The 19,983-nt window shown below is 72.1% G+C and carries 17 protein-coding genes; 11 read left to right on the forward strand and 6 right to left on the reverse strand.

Going from position 1 to position 19,983, the window contains the following annotated elements; translation table 11 throughout:
• Positions 1-173: 173 nt before the first annotated feature.
• Positions 174-2,282: a putative bifunctional diguanylate cyclase/phosphodiesterase gene (locus ACRAKH_RS29480; RefSeq protein ID WP_447009421.1), complete on the reverse strand. Its 2,109-nt coding sequence runs from the start codon at positions 2,280-2,282 to the stop codon at positions 174-176.
• Between the two features lie 116 nt (positions 2,283-2,398).
• On the reverse strand, positions 2,399-3,214 hold the full coding sequence (locus ACRAKH_RS29485) for an SAM-dependent methyltransferase (protein WP_380720756.1): 816 nt from the start codon (positions 3,212-3,214) through the stop codon (positions 2,399-2,401).
• Positions 3,215-3,385: 171 nt separating this feature from the next.
• Between ACRAKH_RS29485 and ACRAKH_RS29490 the strand changes: the two genes are divergently transcribed.
• Together ACRAKH_RS29490 and ACRAKH_RS29495 are read left to right on the forward strand one after the other, a co-directional pair.
• The gene (locus ACRAKH_RS29490) at positions 3,386-4,696 is read left to right on the forward strand and encodes a cytochrome P450 (RefSeq protein ID WP_380720753.1); all 1,311 of its coding nucleotides are present in this window, start codon (positions 3,386-3,388) and stop codon (positions 4,694-4,696) included.
• 67 nt (positions 4,697-4,763) lie between these two features.
• On the forward strand, positions 4,764-5,768 hold the full coding sequence (locus tag ACRAKH_RS29495) for an alpha/beta hydrolase (RefSeq protein WP_380720750.1): 1,005 nt from the start codon (positions 4,764-4,766) through the stop codon (positions 5,766-5,768).
• 65 nt (positions 5,769-5,833) lie between these two features.
• Here the strand turns inward: ACRAKH_RS29495 and ACRAKH_RS29500 are convergent, their stop codons facing one another.
• Positions 5,834-7,888 (reverse strand): glycosyl hydrolase, encoded by a 2,055-nt coding sequence (locus tag ACRAKH_RS29500; protein WP_380720748.1) that lies wholly within the window; start codon positions 7,886-7,888, stop codon positions 5,834-5,836.
• 156 nt (positions 7,889-8,044) lie between these two features.
• Positions 8,045-8,536, reverse strand: coding sequence for a MarR family winged helix-turn-helix transcriptional regulator (locus ACRAKH_RS29505; RefSeq protein ID WP_380720745.1), 492 nt, complete (start codon positions 8,534-8,536; stop codon positions 8,045-8,047).
• 65 nt (positions 8,537-8,601) lie between these two features.
• On the opposite strand from ACRAKH_RS29505, the gene ACRAKH_RS29510 reads away from it, so the two are divergent.
• Positions 8,602-9,666, forward strand: coding sequence for an EamA family transporter (locus tag ACRAKH_RS29510; protein WP_447009422.1), 1,065 nt, complete (start codon positions 8,602-8,604; stop codon positions 9,664-9,666).
• Positions 9,587-10,135: an NAD(P)-dependent oxidoreductase gene (locus ACRAKH_RS29515; protein WP_447009423.1), complete on the forward strand. Its 549-nt coding sequence runs from the start codon at positions 9,587-9,589 to the stop codon at positions 10,133-10,135. The genes ACRAKH_RS29510 and ACRAKH_RS29515 overlap by 80 nt, the downstream gene beginning before the upstream one ends.
• Positions 10,136-10,223: 88 nt before the next feature.
• Here ACRAKH_RS29515 and ACRAKH_RS29520 read toward each other — a convergent pair whose 3' ends face one another.
• Positions 10,224-12,833, reverse strand: coding sequence for a glycoside hydrolase family 3 N-terminal domain-containing protein (locus ACRAKH_RS29520; RefSeq protein ID WP_380720739.1), 2,610 nt, complete (start codon positions 12,831-12,833; stop codon positions 10,224-10,226).
• Positions 12,834-13,111: 278 nt separating this feature from the next.
• Between ACRAKH_RS29520 and bdeA the strand changes: the two genes are divergently transcribed.
• From bdeA to ACRAKH_RS29540, 4 genes are all read left to right on the forward strand, one after another.
• Positions 13,112-13,981 carry a bis(hydroxyethyl) terephthalate hydrolase gene (gene bdeA / locus ACRAKH_RS29525; RefSeq protein WP_380720736.1) on the forward strand — a complete coding sequence of 290 codons (870 nt, stop codon included), beginning with the start codon at positions 13,112-13,114 and terminating at the stop codon, positions 13,979-13,981.
• Between the two features lie 190 nt (positions 13,982-14,171).
• Entirely contained in the window at positions 14,172-15,611 is a 1,440-nt protein-coding gene (locus ACRAKH_RS29530) for a glycoside hydrolase family 76 protein (protein ID WP_380720733.1), read from the forward strand.
• 171 nt (positions 15,612-15,782) lie between these two features.
• On the forward strand, positions 15,783-16,379 hold the full coding sequence (locus tag ACRAKH_RS29535; RefSeq protein ID WP_380720730.1) for an RNA polymerase sigma factor: 597 nt from the start codon (positions 15,783-15,785) through the stop codon (positions 16,377-16,379).
• Positions 16,376-17,275 carry a hypothetical protein gene (locus ACRAKH_RS29540; RefSeq protein WP_380720727.1) on the forward strand — a complete coding sequence of 300 codons (900 nt, stop codon included), beginning with the start codon at positions 16,376-16,378 and terminating at the stop codon, positions 17,273-17,275. Before ACRAKH_RS29535 ends, ACRAKH_RS29540 begins: the two co-directional genes overlap by 4 nt.
• A gap of 19 nt (positions 17,276-17,294) precedes the next feature.
• On the opposite strand, the gene ACRAKH_RS29545 is transcribed toward ACRAKH_RS29540, so the two are convergent.
• Entirely contained in the window at positions 17,295-17,741 is a 447-nt protein-coding gene (locus tag ACRAKH_RS29545) for an Lrp/AsnC family transcriptional regulator (RefSeq protein ID WP_380720723.1), read from the reverse strand.
• Positions 17,742-17,834: 93 nt separating this feature from the next.
• Here ACRAKH_RS29545 and ACRAKH_RS29550 point away from each other — a divergent pair, with 93 nt between their 5' ends.
• The 3 genes from ACRAKH_RS29550 (at position 17,835) to ACRAKH_RS29560 (ending at position 19,964) form a co-directional block, all read left to right on the forward strand.
• Positions 17,835-18,668, forward strand: coding sequence for an LLM class flavin-dependent oxidoreductase (locus tag ACRAKH_RS29550; RefSeq protein WP_380720720.1), 834 nt, complete (start codon positions 17,835-17,837; stop codon positions 18,666-18,668).
• Positions 18,665-19,072: a nucleoside deaminase gene (locus tag ACRAKH_RS29555; protein ID WP_380720717.1), complete on the forward strand. Its 408-nt coding sequence runs from the start codon at positions 18,665-18,667 to the stop codon at positions 19,070-19,072. Before ACRAKH_RS29550 ends, ACRAKH_RS29555 begins: the two co-directional genes overlap by 4 nt.
• Positions 19,073-19,292: 220 nt before the next feature.
• A complete protein-coding gene (locus tag ACRAKH_RS29560; protein ID WP_380720714.1) occupies positions 19,293-19,964 on the forward strand; it encodes a lytic polysaccharide monooxygenase auxiliary activity family 9 protein in 672 nt (223 codons plus the stop codon).
• The last annotated feature ends 19 nt before the right edge of the window (positions 19,965-19,983 follow it).

Here is a 19,983-nt window from a genome sequence, read left to right on the forward strand (position 1 = left end):
CACTTCCTTCGCGAGCGGGACCACGGTGACCCGCACAGGAGGTCGGCCCGTTTCGTGGTCCGCACTGACCGGAACCGGACTGGGAGCGCTCCCAGAACTGTAACGGTTAGGAAACGCGATGTGAAGGGTCGATTCCAGCCGGGCACAACTTGACGCCCGGCCGCCACGGTGGGCTACCGCTGGAACTCGCCCGCCGGCGCCGCCGTCCCGAACCACGGGCCCGTGCCGGCCGCGGCGCCCGCCGCGCGCCACCACTCGGCCTGCGCCGCGGTCTCCACGCCGTCCACGAGCACCCGCGCGCCCGTCCGCAGCGCCAACGGCACCAGGCCGGCCAGGAACTCCGCCTCGCCCCGCGCCTGCCGCGCGACCAGCCGCCGCGCCACCCGCACCCACCTGACCGGCAGCTCCGACGCGACGGCCAGGTCGTCCGGGCCGAGCCCGAAGTCGTCCAACGACGTGCCGACGCCCAGCTCGGCCAGCACGGTGAGGTTGTCCACCGCGTCGGGCTCCGGGAACACCTCCACCGGCATGCCGACCGTGAGCCGGGACGCGGGCAGGCCGGTGTCGTCCAGCACCCGCCGCACCCGGCGGACCAGGTCGCCGTCACGCGACTGGTGCCGGGTCAGCGCCACGTGCAGCGACACGTCCGCGCCGAGGGGACCGCCGCCCTGCGCCCACCACCCGAGCTGGCCGCACGCCGTCGCCAGCTGCCACTCCCCCAACGACAGGATCAACCCGCTGCGCTCGGCCAGGTCCGTGCACGTGTCGTGGTCGACCTCGTCGTCGCCGCGGTCCCAGTGCAGCCTCGCCGTCACGCCGACGACACCGCGACCGCCGAGGTCCACCACCGGCTCGTAGCGCACGTCGATGTCGCCGTCCTCCAGCGCGCCTGGCATGGCGACGGCCATCGCGTCCACCCGCCGCTCGACGGCGTCCTGCCCGGGGTGGAACAGCTCCCACTGGCCGCGCCGCCGCGACTTCGCCCGCCGCAAGGCCTGTTCCGCCGCGCGCATGACGTTCGCGGGCTCCCAGTCCGGCGGCGGCCGGCGCACCACGCCGACGCTGGCCGACACCGCGAGCCCGTGGTCGTCGAGGTACACCGGCTCGGACAGCTCGCGGTTGATCTCGGCGACGGTGGTGGCGACGTCCGGCGTGGTGGCGGTGTTCTCGATCAGGATGGCGAACTCGTCGCCGTCGAACCGGGCGATCATCGCCTTCTCCCGCGCCACCACGGCCTTCAACCGCTGCGCCACGTGCACGAGCAGCCGCTCGCCGGTCCGGCGGCCGAGGCTGTTGCACACCATGCCGAACGCGTCGAGGTCGAGGTGGAACAGGGTGACGCCGCGGACCGGGTCGGCGCGCCGCAGCGCGCCCTCCAGGTGGGTGGTGAAGAACTGCCGGTTGGGCAGGCCGGTGGAGACGTCGTGCAGCGCCTGCCGGTTCAGCTCGGACTGGAGCAGCATCAGCTCGGTGCCGTCCTCGACCACGGCGACGAAGTGGCCGGGCTGGTCCTCCGCGCCGCGCACCAGCGACACCGTCAGCGAGATGCGCGCGACGTCGCCGTCCTTGCGCAGCAACCGCTGCGGCTGCCGGACCCGCTCCTGGGCGCCGGCGACCAGCGCCCGCAACGCCTCGTCGAGCACCTTCGCCGAGTCCGGGTGCACGAGGTCGAGCAGGGCGAAGCCGGTCAGCTCCTCGGTGGTGTAGCCGAGGATCTGGCCGATGGCGGTGTTGGCGCGCACCAGCCGCCCGGACAGGTCGACCACCAGGATGCCGCTGGTGGACGACGTCGCGACCTCCTCGAACCGGGCCTCGCTCTCCTTGAGGTTCCACTGGGCGTCGCGGACCGCCTTGAGCAGGGACAGCTGCATCGACTCCTGCTGCTCGAACACCGACCGCTTGACGCCCACCAGGAACCCGCACGACACCGCGCCGAGCACGGCCGCGATGCGCTGCGCGTGGCGCTCGACGGGCTGGAACTCGGGCAACCCGAACAGGCCCTTGCCGAGCACGTCGAGCGTGACGCGCAAGCCGTCCTCGCCGACGTAGCCGAGGGCGACGAGCCGTTCGCCGATCCGCTCGACGGCGCGCTGGGTGAACGGCTCGGCGTGCACCGCGTCGCACACCTCGTCGAGCCGGACCCGCATTTCGCGGTCGAGCTGGGACCGGTCCAGCGGGACGACGACAACTCCGCTGAGCAGGTAGGACCACTTGCGCGCGAGCAGTTCCCGACCGCGGTCGGGTGACTGCGTCGCCTCTGGTCTTCGAGTGGGGTACGGCATTCCCGTTGCCCTGCTGTGATAATGAGGATCGGCGGAAGTTTACCTACCCCCCGCCGGTCCACACTCGACCGGAAGTGTGAATGCCGTGCGTTTCCGGTCACTTCCCGTTCGGGAATTCAGGACTTTCGGCCGACCCCCGCGTACACCAGCATGTTCATCCCGGATTCGGGGGCGATGTCCGCCGGTCCGCCGGGCCGCCACTCGCCGCACCCCACCAAACCGGGTTCGACCAGTTCGAATCCGGTGAACAACCGCGTCACCTCGGCGTGAGAACGCGCGTTCACCTGATCGGGGCTCTTGCTGCGCTTGATCACCTCGGTCGCCTCGGTCAGGCTCTCGTCCTGGTGGTCCGCGGTGACGTGGGTGATCGCCAGGTGGCTGCCGGGCGCCAGCGCGTCCCGGTAGCGGGCGAGCAGGCCGAGCGGGTCGTCCTCGTCCGGCACCCAGTGCAGCACCAGGAGCATGAGCAGGCCGATCGGCTCGTCGAAGTCCAGCAGCCGGCGTGCCTCGGCGCTGCCCAGGATGCCCTCGGGGTCGCGCATGTCGGCCTGCACGACGGCCGCGTTGTCGTTGCCCACCAGCATCAACTCGCTGTGCGCCACGGCGACGGGGTCGCGGTCGACGTAGAGGACGCGGCAGTCCGGCGACTCGGCCTGGGCGACCTCGTGCACGTTGCCGACGGTCGGGATGCCCGAGCCGACGTCGAGGAACTGCCGCACGCCCTGGCCCACCAGGTAGCGCACGACGCGGCCGAGGAAGGCCCGGTTGACGCGGGCCGCGGTGCGCAGTCCGGGCATCGCGGCCTCGATCTGCTCGCCCACCGCGCGGTCGACGGCGAAGTTGTGGCCGCCGCCCAGCATGTAGTCGTAGGTGCGGGCCATGCTCGGCACGGAAATGTCCACACCGGGTGGAATCCAGGAACTGTGCGTCATCTTCGCGGACACCTTCTTCGGAACTCGCCGGCGGATGAGGGTAGCGGTTGCGCGCGGTCTCCTTCACTGAGCCATCGGTGTGACACCGACCCACCCGTTCGGGCACTGTCTGGATCAACCCGGGTGGTCCTATTGTGGGCCGTCCCTTTCCGCGGCCGGACAGGAGCGCAGATGGCTGTCAAGGTGGCCCCTGGCCGCCTGCCATTCCTCGGCCACACCGTGGAGATGGTGCGCCGTCGGCACGAGTTCACGTCGTCGCTGCGGGATCACGGCGAAGTGGTGCGAGTCGATCTGGGTCCGATGTCCACTTATTTCGTCACCACTCCGCGACTCGCGCACCAAGTGCTGGTCACGGATGCCGCGCGGTTCCGCAAGGGCGCGATGTTCGACAAGTTCCAGCCCTACCTGGGCAACGGCCTGCTGCTCTCCGACGGCGCCTTCCACCTGCGGCAGCGGCGGATGGTGCAGCCCGCGTTCCACCGCGACCGGATGACCCGCTACGCCGAGACGATGGCGCGCGCCGCCCGCGCGTTGACGGCGTCGTGGACGCCCGGCGCGGTGCGGGTCGTGGAGGACGACATGCAGGGCCTCGCGGTCACGATCGTCGGCGAGGCGCTGTTCTCCACCGAGCTGGGCCGGCGCGCGGTCGCCGAGGTGCGCCGGTCCGTGTTCGTGGTGATCAAGCAGGGCATGGTGCGGGCGCTGTCGCCGTCGTTCGTGGAGAAGCTGCCGCTGCCGGGCAACCGCGCGTTCGACCGGGCCGTCGCGCGGATGCGGGCGATCGTGCTGGACGTCATCGCGGCCCGGCGCGCCGAGGGCGTCCGGGACCACGGCGACCTGTTGTCCGTGCTGCTGCGGGAGCACGACGGGTCCGGCGGCGGCATGACCGACGAGCAGACCTACGACGAGGTGCTGACCCTGCTCACGGCGGGGGTCGAGACCACCGCCCTCGCGCTGGCGTGGGCGTTCCACGAGGTCGCCCGGCACCCGGACGTCGAGGAGCGGCTGGTCGCCGAGGTCGCCGACGTGGTGGGCGACCGCCCGGTCGCGTTCGCCGACGTGCCGCGCCTGACCTACACCGGGGCCGTCGTCAACGAGGTGCTGCGCAAGTACCCGGTGTGGATCCTCATGCGCCGCGCGACCGCGCCGGTCGACCTCGGCGGCGTCGGGCTGCCGGCGGGCGCCGAGGTGATCGTCAGCCCGCACGCCCTGCACCACGACCCGGCGTCCTTCCCCGACCCGCACCGCTTCGACCCCGACCGGTGGACGGGCGCCGACGTGCCGCGCGGCGCGTTCGTCCCGTTCGGCGCGGGCGCGCGGCAGTGCCTCGGCAACGTCTTCGCCCGGACGGAGGTCGTCGTCGCCCTCGCCACCGTGCTGGCGCGGTGGCGGCTCGTCCCGGTGCCCGGCAAGCCCGTGCGCACCAGGTTCACGTCCGCCGCCTACCCCAGCGGCCTGCTGATGACGGCGGTGCCCCGCTGAGCCCCGCGAGGTCGCGGGGCGGCCGCGAGTCGAACAGCGACAACCCAACCCAGGAGGTCTTCCCGTCGTGCTCTGGTCGCGCATCCGCTCGTCCGCTGTCGCACTGCTCGTCCTCGGAGCCGGTCTGCTGCCCGCCACACCGGCGAACGCCGCGGCGGTGACGTGTGAGCAGTTGCGCGTGCCGGTGCGGGTGTTCGGCACGTCCCAGTCGATGCACGGCACGCTGTGCGCGCCCGCCGGCGCGTCCACCGTGCAGGTGCTGATCCCCGGCGGCACGTACAACAGCACGTACTGGGACATCGCGCACGCGCCGGAATCCCGGTCGTACCGGCAGGCGATGAACCGCGCCGGCATCGCCACGCTGGCCGTCGACCGGCTCGGCACCGGCCGCAGCTCCCGCCCGCTCAGCGCGCTGGTGACGGCGTCCACCCAGGCCGAGGCGGTGCACCAGGTCATCCGCGCGGTCCGGCCGCGGTTCGCGAAGGTCGTCGTGGGCGGGCACTCGATCGGGTCTGCGATGGCGCTGATCGAGGCGGGCCTGCACCGCGACGTGGACGGCGTGCTGGTCACCGGGTTCACGCACCGGATGAACCTCGCCACCGTCGCGCCGGTGCTGGCGGGCATGGTCCCGGCGGCGCTGGACCCGCGGCTGCGCGGGTACGGGCTCGACCTCGGCTACCTGACCACGGCCCCCGGCACGCGGTACAAGGCCTTCCACGCGCCCGGTCCGCTGGTGCCCGGCGCGATCGAGGCCGACGAGGCCACCAAGGACGTGTTCGCGGCGTCGGAGGCGGTGGACACGGTGACGCTGAACAACGTGGTCATCCCGTTCACGCGCCTGGTCGACGTGCCGGTGATGATCGTGGTCGGCGACGACACGCACTTCTGCGGCAAGCCGCTGGGCAGCGACTGCACGTCGGCGGAGGCGTTGCGGGCCTCGGAGGCCCCGTTCTTCTCCCCCGCCGCGCGGCTGCACGCGCACGTGCTGCACGGGTACGGGCACTCGATCAACTACGCGCCCAACGCGCCGGACTACCACCGCGCCGTGGCGGAGTGGACGCGCGGGATCTGACGGGTGGAACCGCCCGCGTGCGCTTCCGGGCATGAAGAGCGCACGCGGGCGGGCCTGGGACCGGGCTAGTGCGCCCGGATGTCGTCGATCAGGAAGCTCCCGCTCACCACGGGGTTCCCCTCGACCTGGTTGATGAAGATGTTGAACTGGGACAGGTTCTTCAGGTCCTCCGGCGTGATCCGCCGGTGGGCGTTGGCCGTGTCCCACGGCGCCGGGCGCCAGTCGGCGAACGGGATGGTGAGCACGCCGGCCGTCGTGCCCGCCATCGACGGGTACGCCTCGTACGCCACGCCGCCCGCGTTCAGCTGGAGCACCAGCTTGTGGTGGGAGCCGTCGGGCTTGAGCCAGAACGACAGGCCGGTGTAGCCGGACCAGTCGCCCTCGACGCGCTTGCCGACGCCGGTGTAGGTCTGGAAGCTGAAGTCGTAGTCGAACTTCAGCGCCTTGCCGCCGTTCTCGGCCGCGAGCGAGATCCGGTTCGAGCCGTACGGGCTGTACTCGGCGGCCAGCGCCGTGTCGTCCACGTGGCCCTCGAAGTCGTCCACCACGCCCGGCGCCAGCGGCGGCTTCGCGCCGAGGATGACCCGGTTGGTCGCGGTCAGCGGCGCGCCCTTGCGGGTCACCGCGGTGACCTTCAGCTGCGTGACCTTGTTGGTCAGGTTCTCCGCGCCGATGTCCCACGTGCCGGTGTGGTAGCCCGATGCGCGGTCGTAGCGCAGCAGGTGCTTCGTCGGGTCGTCGCCCACGGTGTAGTGGACGAGCGCGGACTTGGCGTCGAGCAGCCGCACGCGGACCGTGGTGGTCGGCGTGGTGATCCGCTCGCCGTCCGTGGGCGTCACGACGTGCAGGAACGGCGCGTGGTCCTCGGCCTTGACGTTGCGGCCGTACACGTTCCGGAGGTCGAGGTCCTGGCTGAACACCGCGAACGGGTCGGCGTGCAGCCGCTTCAGGTCGGGCAGCAGCTCGTGCTCGGGCAGGTCGCCGGTCGCCGGGTACGGCAGGAAGAACTGCTCGGTGCCGAAGTTCACCCACGTCAGCATGAACGCGCTGCGGGAGGCCCACGGGTCGGCCTTGATGGCGTTGAACATCGTGGTGAACCAGTTCAGGTTCCCGTTCTGCCCGTTGGGCTTCAACGCGCCGCTGACGCCGTACTCGGTGAACGCGGAGACCTTGCCCTTCGACTCCGCGATGCGGGCGATCATGCCGAGGTCGGCCACGATCCCGTCCAGCCACTGCCGCGAGCCGTTGCTGCCGTCGTAGCTGTCGATGCCGAACACGTCGATGTAGTTGTCGCCGGGGTACGTGCGCATGTACACGTCGTCCACGCCGCCGTAACCGCCGCCGGGCGAGTACGCGTACAGGAAGTTGTGCACGTCCTTGACGTCGCGCAGGTACTCGACGGTGTAGCGGAACAGCTCGACGTACTCCGCCGGCGACGCGTGCGCCGCGCCCCACCAGAACCACGAGCCGCTGTTCTCGTGGAACGGCCGGTAGATCATCGGGATCGGGTTGCCGTCGCGGTCGTCCACCTCGTGCGCGAGCCGGGCGACGCGGTCGAGGTAGGCGTTGAACTCCGCGTGGTGGTCGCCGCCGGGCAGGATGCGGCTGACGACGTCGCCGTTGGTGTCGTAGAAGCTGCCGCCGGTGACGAAGTTGTCCATGTGCGAGGCGAGCGTGTGCACGCCGCCGATCTCGTTGTGCGCGGTCTCGATCAGCTCGACCGTGGCCTGGAAGTTCTCCTCCGGGGTCGGGTCGCCCGGCGACGAGCCGTAGCCGAGGTGGCCGGTGTCCCAGCCGAACACCGCCGGGTGGTCGCCCACGCCCGCCTTCACGTCGGACCTCAGGCCGTCGGTCTCGGTGAACTCGTCCCAGGTGACGCCGAACTCGGTCGTCTGCTGGTGGCCGAACAGCACGCCCCTGCCCTGCTGCTCCTTCAGGTAGGAGTACAGCGACCTGGTCTCGGGCGTGGCGTCCGGGTCGGAGATCCGGACCGTCTCGGGCCGGTGCTGCCGGTCCGCGGTCTCGGCGGGCGCGGCGGTGGAGGCGACCGCGCCGGCGCCCAGCAGGGCTGCGACGACGACGGCGACCGTCCCGTGTCTGGCGGGGGAACGCTTACTCATGACTACCGACCTCTCGGCTGTCGGATTCTCGGCTCGGCCGAGGTGTTGAGCGGCACTCGCTGGGAACGCACGATAGCGCCGTAAGTTTCGTAAGTGAAGAAACTTGTCGCGACGGGCCCGTGCGGACGTCTCAGGTGGCCGCTCGACGGCCGCGGGTCACTCGTCGCCGAGTGACTCCAGCAGGCACTTCAGGGTGTCGGCCAACGCCGCCCGCTCGTCCTTCGTCAACGCGGCGAGCAGGCGGTTCTCCGTGGCGAGGTGGTCGGGCAGCGTCCGGTCGACCAGGTCGCGACCCTCGTCGGTCAGCTCGACGACGACGCCGCGGCCGTCGTGCTCGTTGGGCGTTCGGGCCACCAGGCCGCGGGCCTGGAGCCGGTCGAGCCGCTGGGTGATCGCGCCCGACGTGACCATCGAGGCGCGCATCAGCTCGGTCGGCGTCAGCCGGTGCGGCGGCGCGCTGCGGCGCAGCGTCGCCAGGACGTCGAACGACGCGCGGTCGAGACCGTGCCGGGCGAACGTCCTGCCCAGCTCGCCGTCCACCACGCGCGCCAGGCGGCTGAGCCGCCCGATCACCGCCATCGGCGAGACGTCGAGGTCGGGGCGCTGCGCGTGCCACTGACCGAGCACGAGGTCGACGTGGTCTGCCATCGAACTAGCTTAGCGGTGAGGTAAGTCACCGGGCAGATAGCTTAGCGGTAAGCTACTTTGTCTTAGTGCTAAGCAAAGTGGTGACGGCGCTCGCCCCCGCCGTGTGGGGCACGACCTACTTCGTCACGACGGAGTACCTGCCGCCGGACCGGCCGCTCCTGGCCGGCCTGCTGCGCGCGCTGCCGGCCGGGTTGCTGCTGGTCGCGGTCACCCGCCGGCTGCCGCGGGGTGACTGGTGGTGGCGGTCGCCGGTGCTCGGCGCGCTCAACATCGGGCTGTTCCTGCCGCTGCTGTTCCTGGCCGCGTACCGGCTGCCCGGCGGGGTCGCGGCGACGGTCGGCGCGGTCCAGCCGCTGGTCGTGGCCGGGCTCGCGGCGGTGCTGCTCGGGCAGCGGATGACGGCGCGGGTCGCGCTCTCCGCCATCGCGGGCATCGTCGGCGTCGCGCTGCTGGTGCTGCGGGCGGACGCGCGGCTCGACGTGGTCGGGGTGGCGGCGGCGCTCGGCGGCGCGGTGGCGATGGCCGCCGGGGTGGTGCTGAGCAAGCGGTGGACCACGCCCGCGCCGCTGCTCGCCGTCACGGGGTGGCAGCTCGTCGCGGGCGGCGTGGTGCTGCTGCCGGTGACGTTGCTGGTCGAAGGGCTGCCGCCCGCGCTCACGGCGACGAACCTCGGCGGCTTCGCGTACCTCGGGCTGATCGGCGGCGCGCTCACGTACGCCCTGTGGTTCCGCGGCCTGCGCGTGCTGCCCGCCACCCAGGTCACGTTCCTCGGGCTGCTCAGCCCGGTGGTCGCCACGGCCGTCGGCTGGCTGCTGCTCGACCAGGGGTTGACGGCGTCGCAGGTGGTCGGCGCGGTGGTCGTGCTCGGCGCGCTCGTCGTGGCCCAAAGGAATTCTGCCCAGAGGAGTTCGGCCCAGAGGAGTTCCGCGCAGAGGAGCGCGCAGAGGAGTTCGGCCGGAAGCAGTCCCGCGCGGGCGGGATCAGGTGAGGAGATGGGGGAAAGGCATGAGGATCACGGTGTTCGGAGCGCTCGGTGGCGTCGGCCGCCAGGTGGTCGAGGAGGCACGGCGGCGTGGCCACGACGTCACGCCCGTCAGCCGGAGGCCCGGTCCCGGCCGCGAGGTCGGTGACGCGAGCGTCGTCGCGGACGTCGTGCGGCTCAGCGCGGGCCGGGACGTGGTGATCAGCGCGACCCGGCCGGCGGACGGGCGGGAGGCGGAGCTGGTGGCGGCCGCACGGGCGCTGCTCGCCGGTGCCGCGGAGACCGGGGTGCGGTTGCTGGTCGTCGGCGGGGCGGCCACGCTCGTCACGCCCGGGGGCCACACGGTGGAGGAGGCGCCCGACTTCCCGGACGCGTTGAAGCCGATCGCGCGGGCGTGCGCCGAGCAGTTGGCGGTGTGCCGGGCCGATCGCACCGCCGACTGGACCTACCTCAGCCCGCCGTCGCTGCTGGAACCCGGCGCGCGGACCGGCGTGTTCCGGGTCGGCCGGGACGAGCAGGTGGGCACGGAGATCTCCGTGGAAGACCTGGCGGTGGCGTTGCTGGACGAGGCCGAGACGCCGCGGCACCGGCGGGCGCGGTTCACCGTCGGCTACTGAAGGCCGCGGGACTGGGACCGCGGGATTGAAGAGCGGGACTGAAGACCGGGAGGGGGCCGGCGGCCGACCCCCTCCCGATCAGGTCAGGTCAGCCCAGTTCCGCGCACGTCTTCGCGTCCGGGTCGGCGGCCGCCTTCGGCACCCACCGCACGTTCGCGAACGACGCCTGGAACGCACCCTCGGTGTAGACCAGGAACGGCGTGTTGACGTTCTCCAGGTCCAGCCCGCCGTTGCCGAAGCACGAGATCGGGATCTTCACCGTCGACTTCACGCCCGTGGGCAGCCCGCCGAACAGGCCGGTCGCGTTGACCTCGGCGAAGCACGGGTACTGGCAGTGCGCGCTGACGACGGTCCGCGCGGCCGGGGCCTGGTGCACGATCACGTCGAACACCAGCGCCGCGTTGGCGTTGAGGTACCCGCGCAGGTCGCTGCCGCCTGCCGGGTCCTGCAGGTAGACCTGGCCCGGCCCGGTGCCGGTCCACGTCGTCTTCATCGCGTCGCCCTGCACGTTGACGTCCGCCGGCACGACGTTGATCGAGCTGTGCGCCGCCTCGCCGTCCGGGCCGAGCTCGGTGCCGCTCCAGTTGTCGGGCGAGCCGATGTAGCTGCGGTACGGCGCGACGTCCGTGCGGACGTGCAGCTCCAGGTCCTCGGTCGCGGTGCCGCCGCCGCCGTTGCCGGCGCAGCCGAACTCAGGAGAGGACTCGTCGAGCTGACCGACGTTGCCGGTCTCCCAGCTGCGCAGGCCGTAGCCCGGCTTGAACAGCGGGTCGCCCTCGGCGTTCAGCGGCGTCTGGCACGCGCTGCGCGGCCACGAGAACGACAGCTCGCCGGTGAAGCCGGGGAACGTGTGCCTGCCGCGGACGAGCAGGTCGGCCACGCCACCGCCCTCGGTGCCGGGCAGCCACGCCGCCACGAACGCGTCCGAGCGGTTCAGCTCCTTGTTGACGTGCAGCGGACGGCCCGACACGTACACCGTGACGACCGGCGCGCCCTTGCCGCTGACCTTGTCCAGCACGGCGAGGTCGTTCGGGTACAGCTTGGCGGCCTCCAGCGAGCGCTTGCCGATGTCGCCGACGCCCTCCGCGTACGGGGTCTCGCCGATCACCGCGACCACCGCGTCGAACCCGGCCGGGTCGACGTCGCCGGTCTCGCTGAACACCACGTTGTCCTCGCCGAGGGCTTCCTTCAGCCCGCCGAGGATGGTGGTGCCGTTCGGGAAGTCGGCGTTGGTGTTGCCGGTGCCCTGCCAGCTCAGCGTCCAGCCGCCGGTCTGGTTCTGCAGGCTGTCCGCGCTCTTGCCGACGACCAGCACCTTCGACGTGGACGCGAGCGGCAGCACGCGGTTGTTGTTCTTCAGCAGCACCTGGGACTCGCGGACCGCCTTGCGGGCCAGCTTGCGCGCCTCCAGCGCGTCGGCCGAGCCCGCGTGGTCGCGCAGCGACGGCTTCTCGCCGTCCAGCACGCCCGAGCGGATCTTGACGCGCAGGATGCGGGTCACCGCGTCGTCGATCCGGGACATCGGGATCTGACCGCCCTCGACCTGGGCGATCGTGTTGGCGATGAACGCCTTCCAGTCGTTCGGCACCATCACCACGTCGATGCCCGCGTTGATCGCCTGCGGGCAGCTCGCGTTGGTGCAGCCCGCGACCTGGCCGATGCCGTTCCAGTCGGAGACGACGAGGCCGTCGAAGCCCATCTTGCCCTTGAGGATGTCGTTCACCGCGAGCTTGCTGCCGTGCAGCTTGCCCTCGGCGATGCCGTGCTCCTCGTTGGTCCAGCTGTTGAACGACACCATCACGGTCTGGGCGCCCGCGGCGAGCGCGCCGTAGTAGCCCTGGCCGTGGACGTTGATCATCTCGGCCTCGGACGACGGGTTGACGCCCTGGTCCTTGCCGCCGATCGTGCCGCCGTCACCGATGAAGTGCTTGGCCGTGGCCAGCACGTCCACCCGGTTGCGGCTGCTGCCCTGCAGTCCCTTCACGGCCTCGTAGCCGTAGGCGCGGGTGATCCGCGGGTCCTCGGAGTAGCCCTCGTACGTGCGGCCCCACCGGTCGTCCAGCGGCACGGCCAGCGTCGGCGCGAACGCCCAGTCCTGGCCGGTGGCGCGGATCTGCTCGGCGGTCGCCTTGCTGATGTCGCGGATCAGGCACGGGTCGTGCGCCGCGCCGAGGCCGATGTTGTGCGGGAAGACCGTCGCGCCGTAGACGTTGTTGTTGCCGTGCACGGCGTCGATGCCCCAGATGACGGGGATCTGCGTGCGGCTGGCCTTGGAGGCGTCCCAGTAGGCGTCGGCCAAGCCCAGCCACGCCTCGGGCGCGGCGTGCTTGTCGCGGTTCGGCCACGAGCCGCCGCCGTTGAGGACGGAGCCGATGCCGTACTCGCGGACCTCGTCCGGCGTGATCGCGGCGATCTCCGGCTGGGTCATCTGGCCGACCTTCTCGGCCAGCGTCATGCCCGCGAGGATCTCCCTGACCCGCCGCTCGTCGTCCCGGTTGGTCTTGACCCGGCTCTGGACCTTCGGCCAGTCGGACAGCTCCGGGAGGTCGTCCTCGATCCGGGCGCAGCCGTGCTCGGTGCGCGGCTCACCGATGACCGGCTGGGCCGAGGTCGGCTCCGGGGAGGCGGCGGCGCCTCCGGTGATGAGACCGGCGGCGAGCACCGCGGCCAGCGCGGCGCTCAGTTGTCTGCGGGGCATCGGCGGTTCCGTTCGTCTTCGTGCGACGGCTCTGTCGCGCCCGATCCTCGCGACCGCGCCGGGCACGGTCAAGACCTCCGTGGGAGCGCTTCCTCGCAGGTAGGAGTTACGGTCGCCGACCGGTTTCCCGGTACCGCGAAAATGAATGACCTTCACGTCACCCAGCGTGTCGAGACGGTTACTTGACGCTCGAGTAGGTAGTGGGCCAGACTCGGCTCCGGTCAGCACGGTCCACTGAGGACTCCTGCAAGTCCTTGCCACGCCGGGAAGAGCACACCATGTCACTGAGGTCTCCCCTGTCCCGCCGCGTCCTGATCCTCGCCGCGGCGGTCGCCCTCACCACGTCCGGCGCGGTCGCCCAGGCCGCCGAGAACCCGTACGAACGCGGCCCCGCGCCGTCGACGTCGAGCATCGAGGCGGTGCGCGGCCCGTTCGCCACCAGCCAGGTCTCCGTGTCCGCGACGAGCGTGCGCGGCTTCGGCGGCGGCACGATCCACTACCCGACCAGCACCGCCGAGGGCACGTTCGGCGCGGTCGCCGTCTCGCCCGGCTACACGGCCACCCAGTCCAGCCTGTCCTGGCTCGGGCCGCGCCTGGCGTCGCAGGGCTTCGTCATCTTCATCATCGACACCAACTCCCGCTACGACCAGCCCACCTCGCGCGGCGACCAGCTGCTCGCGGCGCTCGACTACCTCACCACCAGCAGTTCCGTGCGCGGTCGGATCGACGCCACGCGCCTCGGCGTCATGGGCCACTCGATGGGCGGCGGCGGCGCGCTGGAGGCGACCAAGGACCGGCCGAGCCTGCAGGCGTCGATCCCGCTCACCGCGTGGAACACCACGAAGACGTGGTCGACCGTGCAGACGCCGACGCTGGTCGTGGGCGCGGAGAACGACTCCGTCGCACCGGTCTCGTCGCACTCGGAGCCGTTCTACACGAGCCTGCCGGCCACGCTGGACAAGGCCTACTTGGAGCTGAACGACGCGAGCCACTACGCGCCGAACAGCTCGAACACCACCATCGCCAAGTACAGCATCGCGTGGCTGAAGCGGTTCGTGGACAACGACACCCGCTACGAGCAGTTCCTCTGCCCCGCGCCCAGCGGCGCCGCGATCTCCGAGTACCGGGACACCTGCCCGCACTCCTGAGCGAACCCACCCGCGCGTCCGGCACGTCCGACGCGTGGCGCCACCGGCGGGCGGTTCCCGCAACCGGCCCGAACCGCCCGCCGGCCCGGCCGTTCCCGCGACGCCCGGCGGGCGTTGACGGGATCGAAGGGCCGCCGCTAGCGTGGGCGGAAGGTTGTGAGAGCGCTCTCACCTTCCGGAGGTCTCAACGATGAGATCAACCCCGCTGGCGGCGGCCCTGCTCGTCACCGTCGCCTCCCCCGCCGAGGCCCAGCCGTCCCCGTCCGCCCAACCGGCGGCGGTGATCTGCAACAAGTTCTGCGAGCCGCGCGATCCCGCGCTCGCGCCCCGTGACCGCGAAGCCGTGTCGGCCACCCTGTTCGGCCGCCGGTTCGCCCTGCACTTCAACGACGCCGACGCGATGGGCTGGGCGTCCGTCGGCACCGGCAGCCCCGGCGACGAGGTCTGGCTGGACCGGTCGTTCGACGGCGGCCGCACGTGGTCGTCCGGCTCGCGGCTCGGCGTCACCGCGATCCCCGCCGGTGCGACCGGGTGGCGCACCCAAATGTTCAACGTGGACGACTGGGCCAACCGCGGCGTCGGCGCGCTGCGCGCGTGCGGCAAGGCGTCCGACCGGCCGGACATCGCCTGCACGGCGTGGGCCCGGACCACGTGGAACGCCCACGACCGGCGCACCGCCGCCGCGACCGCCCTGATGCAGTTCTACGACAACGCCACCGGGCGGTTCGCCACCACCGGCTGGTGGAACACGGCCAACGGGCTCACCGCGCTGGTCGACAACATCCGCGTCTCCGGGATGGGCAGCTACCGGTACGCGATCGCGGAGACGTACGACCGGAACGTCAACGCCCACCTGGGCCACTTCCGCAACGACTACCTGGACGACACCGGCTGGTGGGGCCTGGCGTGGGTGGCCGCGCACGACCTCACCGGCGACCCGCGGTACCTGGCCACGGCCAGGATCGCCGCCGACCACATGCACGCGTACTGGGACGGCGTGTGCGGCGGCGGGGTGTGGTGGCGGACCACCCGGACGGCCAAGAACGCCATCTCCAACTCCCTCTACGTCCAGCTCAACGCGGCGCTGCACAACCGGATCGCCGGCGACGCGACGTACCTGGGCCGGGCGCGGGCGGGCTGGGCCTGGTTCACCGGGGTCGGCCTGGTCAACGGCTCGAACCTGGTCAACGACGGCATCAGCACCAGCACGTGCCGGAACAACGGCGACCAGGTGTGGAGCTACAACCAGGGGGTGGTCATCGCCGCGCTGGTCGAGCTGAACCGGGCCACCGGCGACGCGGCGCTGCTCACGCGGGCCAGGCAGGTGGCCGACGCGTCGTCCACGACCGGCATCCTGAACAGCTCGGGCATCCTGCGGGAACCGTGCGAGCCGGCCAACTGCGAGCCGGACGGCCCGTCGTTCAAGGGCATCTACGCGCGGTCCCTGGGCGTGCTGAACCGGGTGCTGCCCGACCGGCCGTACACGACGTACCTGCGCCGGCAGGCCGACACGGCGTACGCGGCCAACCGGAACGCGCTGGACGCCTACGGCCTGCGGTGGGCCGGGCCGTTCGACCGGGCCGACGCGGCACGCCAGCAGAGCGCGCTGGACCTGCTGAACGCCGTGTAGGCGCGGTTGAACGCCGTTCAGGCGCTTCGGCGGCCACCGCCGAGGCAGCCTGGTCGGGGCGCATGGTCGGGGGCGCCTGGTCGGGGCGCCTGGTCACCGTCGGGGCGCCTGGTCGGGGCCGGCTAGGGTCGGGGAGGCAACACTTCCCCGACCGGCGGGCACAACCGGGACATGACGACCGATGACCCCGACGACCGCACCCTGTGGTCACAGGCCGCGGCAGGGAGTGGACCGGCCTTCGGCGCGCTGTTCGACCGGCACGCCAAGGCCGTCTACAACCACTGCTTCCGGCTGACCGCGTCGTGGGCGGCCGCCGAGGACCACCTCCAGAACACGTTCCTGGTGGCCTGGCGCAAGCGCGACCGGCTGCGGCTGGAGCACGACTCCGCGCTGCCGTGGCTGCTCGCGGTGGCCACGAACGTGGTGCGCAGCGACCGGCGGACGGTGGCGCGGCGGCTGCGGCTGTTCCGCAGGGCGCCGGTGGAGACCCCGGTCCCCGACCACGCCGACCTGGTCGCCGAGCGGGTCGACGACCAGCGGCGGATGGCCCGGCTGCTGGAGGCCGTGGCGGAGCTGCCGCGCAACGAGCGGGAGGCCCTGGCCCTGTGCGTGTGGTCCGGGGTGTCCTACGCGGACGCCGCCGGCGTGCTCGGGATCGCCGAGGGGAGCGTGCGGGCCAGGGTCAGCAAGGCGAAGGCGCGGTTGACCCGCAGGTTCGGCACGCCCCCGGTCGTCGCCGTCCCCGCGCTGACCCTGGAGGACCGATGAACGACGCACTCCCCCCGACCCGGGACCTCCCGCCCCACCGCCACGGGCAGATCCGGGCGCGGCTGGAACAGGAGGTCGCCGGGCGTCGACGTCCGGTGCGGTTCGCCCCCCTGATCACCGCCGGGGTCGCCGCCGCGGCCGTCGTGGTCCTGGTCGCGGTGCTCGCGCCGGGGCAGCGGCGCGACGCCGCCGACACCGCGTCGAGCGGCACGGCCCAGTCCGCGGCGACCGAGCCGTCGTCCGCCCCGCCCGCCACGCCGTCGAGGCGGACGCCGGTCATCCCCGGCCTCTCGCCGGAACGGGTCGCCGAGGTCGAGCGGGGCTGCCAGGAGAGCACCCTGCGCCCGGGCAAGGCCACGCTGCACCAGTACGTCACCGACGAGGTCGGGACGTTCGCCCTCCTCTACACCGCGAGCGAGCTGGTCAGCTGCACGGTCGACGGTCCCGTGATGGCGTACAACGCGGCCGGCGGCGTGGTCTGGGACTCCGGGTGGCTGCCCGGCGTGCTCGCCCTGGACGAGCTGGGGTCCGCGAGCGGCGGTGACGGGGGCAAGGCCGAGCACGCGGGCATCCCCGGGCACGACATGGCCGTCGGCCGCGTGACGGGTGACGTCGCCAAGGTCGTCTACGAGCACGGCGGGCGGTCGGTGGAGGCGCGGATCGCCAACGGCACGTTCGTGGCCCGCCTGGCGCACCCGTCGGACTGGCAGGCGCCGGAGGGCTGGGACGCGCTCGGCGTCGTGCGCGCGTACGACGCCGACGGCGCGCTGCTCGGCGAGTGGCGGCAAGCGTGGGACGCGACCAAGTGCTGGGTGCGCCCGGACGGGGTGATCGTCGCGGGCGCCCGCGACCTCGACCCGGCGAGGTGCCACCCCGCCGTCGCCTGGCAGTGGTGACCGGCCGGGGCGGGTCCGCTCAGGCGGGCGACACGCCCCGGTACGGCAACGTCTGGCTGTAGACGATGTTCGTGGTCGTGCTGCCGAAGCCGGTGAGGTCGTTGACGACCCGTTCCAGGTGCGTCATCGACGTGGCCGCGACCTTGAGGGTGTAGCAGTCGTCGCCGGTGGTGCGCAGGCACTCCAGGATCTCCGGCCGCTCGGCGAGGAGCGCGTGCAGCGGCTCGTGCCGGTTGCCGGGGTACTTGAGGCGGACCACGGCGAGCACGGCGTAGCCGACCTTGTCGAGGTCGACCTCGGCCCGGTAGCCGGTGATGATCCCGCTCGACTCCAGCCGGCGGACGCGTTCCGTGGTCGCCGAGGCGCTGAGGTTGACGCGGCGGCCCAGCTCGGACAGCGGCAGCCGGCCGTCCCGTTGCAGCTCGCCGAGGATCGCCCAGTCCGTCTGATCGAGATTCCCGGTCATCCGCCCAAACTACCGTCGAATCCACGGCTGGAAGCCGTTCAGACCGGGTGAAGTCTCTTCAGGATCGGCTGACCGGCACCTAGCCTTGGTCGGGTGCAGATCGGTGTGAACGTCCCCAACTTCGGCCCCGGAACGTCGCCGGACGTGGTGCGGCGGTGGGCGCTGACGGTCGAGGGGCTCGGCTTCGACCTGCTCATGGTGTCCGACCACGTCGCCGTGACGCCGGACGTGGCGGGCCAGTACCCGGCGCCGTTCTACGAGCCGTTCACCGCGCTGTCGTGGCTGGCCGGCGTGACGTCGACGATCCGGCTCGGCACCACCGTGCTCATGCTGCCGTACCGGCACCCGCTGCTCGTGGCGCGGATGGCGGCGAACCTGGCCGACCTGTCCGGCGGGCGGTTCGTGCTGGGCGTCGGCGTCGGGTGGGCGCGGCAGGAGTACGAGGCGCTGGGCGTGCCGTTCGAGCGGCGGGGTCGGCTGACCGACGAGGGGCTGCGGGCGGTGCGGGCGGCGTGGCGGGACGAGGCCGACTACCGCGCCGGGCACGTCCCGATCTGGGTCGGCGGGCACTCCGACGCGGCGTTGCGGCGGGCCGTGCGGCTCGGCGACGCCTGGCACGGCCTGCGCCTCACGCCCGCGGCGTTCCGGGAGGCGTTGGGGCGCTTGGAGGTCATCGCCGCGGAGGAGGGGAAACCCGTGCCCGCGTTGGCGCCCCGGATCATCTTGAACATCACGTCCGAAGTGGACGGTCCGGAACGGCGGCTGGGCGAGGGCACGGTGGCGCAGGTCGTGGCCGACCTGGCGGAACTCCGCGCGCTCGGCGCGGAAGCCGTGGTGCTGGACCCGTTCGTCGGCGATCCACAGGAGACGTCGCACCCCGAAGTCGCATGGCAGGCGCTCGCCACCGTGCGGAAGGAGTTCCGATGAGCTTGCGCAGGGCGATCGAACTGGCGGCCGAGGCCCGTGCGGCGGGCAACCCGCCGTTCGGCTCGTTGCTGGTGGGGCCGGACGGCGCGGTGCTGGCCGAGGAGCGCAACACCAGCGTCACCGACGACGACATCACCGCGCACCCGGAGCTGAAGCTGGCCCGGTGGGCGGCGCGGTCGCTCGACCCGGAGGTCGCGGCCGGCGCCACGATGTTCACCAGTTGCCAGCCGTGCGGCATGTGCGTCGGCGCGATCGAGCGCTCGGGGCTCGGCCGGGTGGTGTTCGCCCTGTCGACGGACCAGCTGAACGCGCTGAAGCCCGGCGGCGGATTCCCCGCCGTGCCACAGGAAGGCCCCGGGATGGCGGACGAGGCGAGCGCCGTGGTCCGGGGCTACTACGGCTGACGCACCACGCGTCTACCACTGATCCGCCGCCTCGCCACCCCGCCCGTCCGGAGCGTTCGCCGCGCGCGACCGGCGGGGCGCGCTGGGCCGTTCGGCGGCATCTGCGGCCCGAAAGAGCTTCGTCGGGTTGTGGGGTTCACAGATTGTGGCCGGTTCGCTACCTTTGGGATCTGGGAGCGCTCCCAGTCCCTGTCTAGAACATCCTCAATGTGGAGGACACATGACCTTCAGACGCGGTCTCCGGACGGTAATCGGCGTCTTCAGCTCGGTCCTGGCGGTCCTCGCCGCCAGCGTCGTGGTCCTGGTGAGCGCTACGGGCGTCGCTAGCGCACACGGTTCGGTCACCGACCCGCCGTCGCGCAACTACGGCTGCTGGCAGCGGTGGGGCAGTGACCACCTGAACCCGAACATGGCCCAGACCGACCCCATGTGCGCTCAGGCCTGGAAGACGGACCCGAACGCGATGTGGAACTGGAACGGCCTGTACCGCAACGGGGTCGGCGGCAACCACCAGGGCGCGCTGCCGAACGGCCAGCTGTGCAGCGGTGGTCTCACCGAGGGCGGCCGCTACCGGGCGCTCGACACGGTGGGCGCGTGGAACACGGTCACCAAGCCGCGCCAGTTCACGCTGACGATCACGGACCAGGCGAAGCACGGCGCGGACTACCTCCGCATCTACATCACCCGGCAGGGCGTCAACACGGCGACCACGCCGCTGCGCTGGAGCGACCTGGAGCTGGTCACCTCGACCGGCCGCTACGGCACCACGGGCCTCTACCAGGCCCAGGTGAACGCGGGCACCCGCACCGGCCGCCACACCGTGTTCACGATCTGGCAGGCCAGCCACATGGACCAGGCCTACTACCTGTGCAGTGACGTGACCTTCCAGTAAGACGACGAGCACACGGGTG

It is taken from the genome of Saccharothrix hoggarensis, from assembly GCF_052936025.1.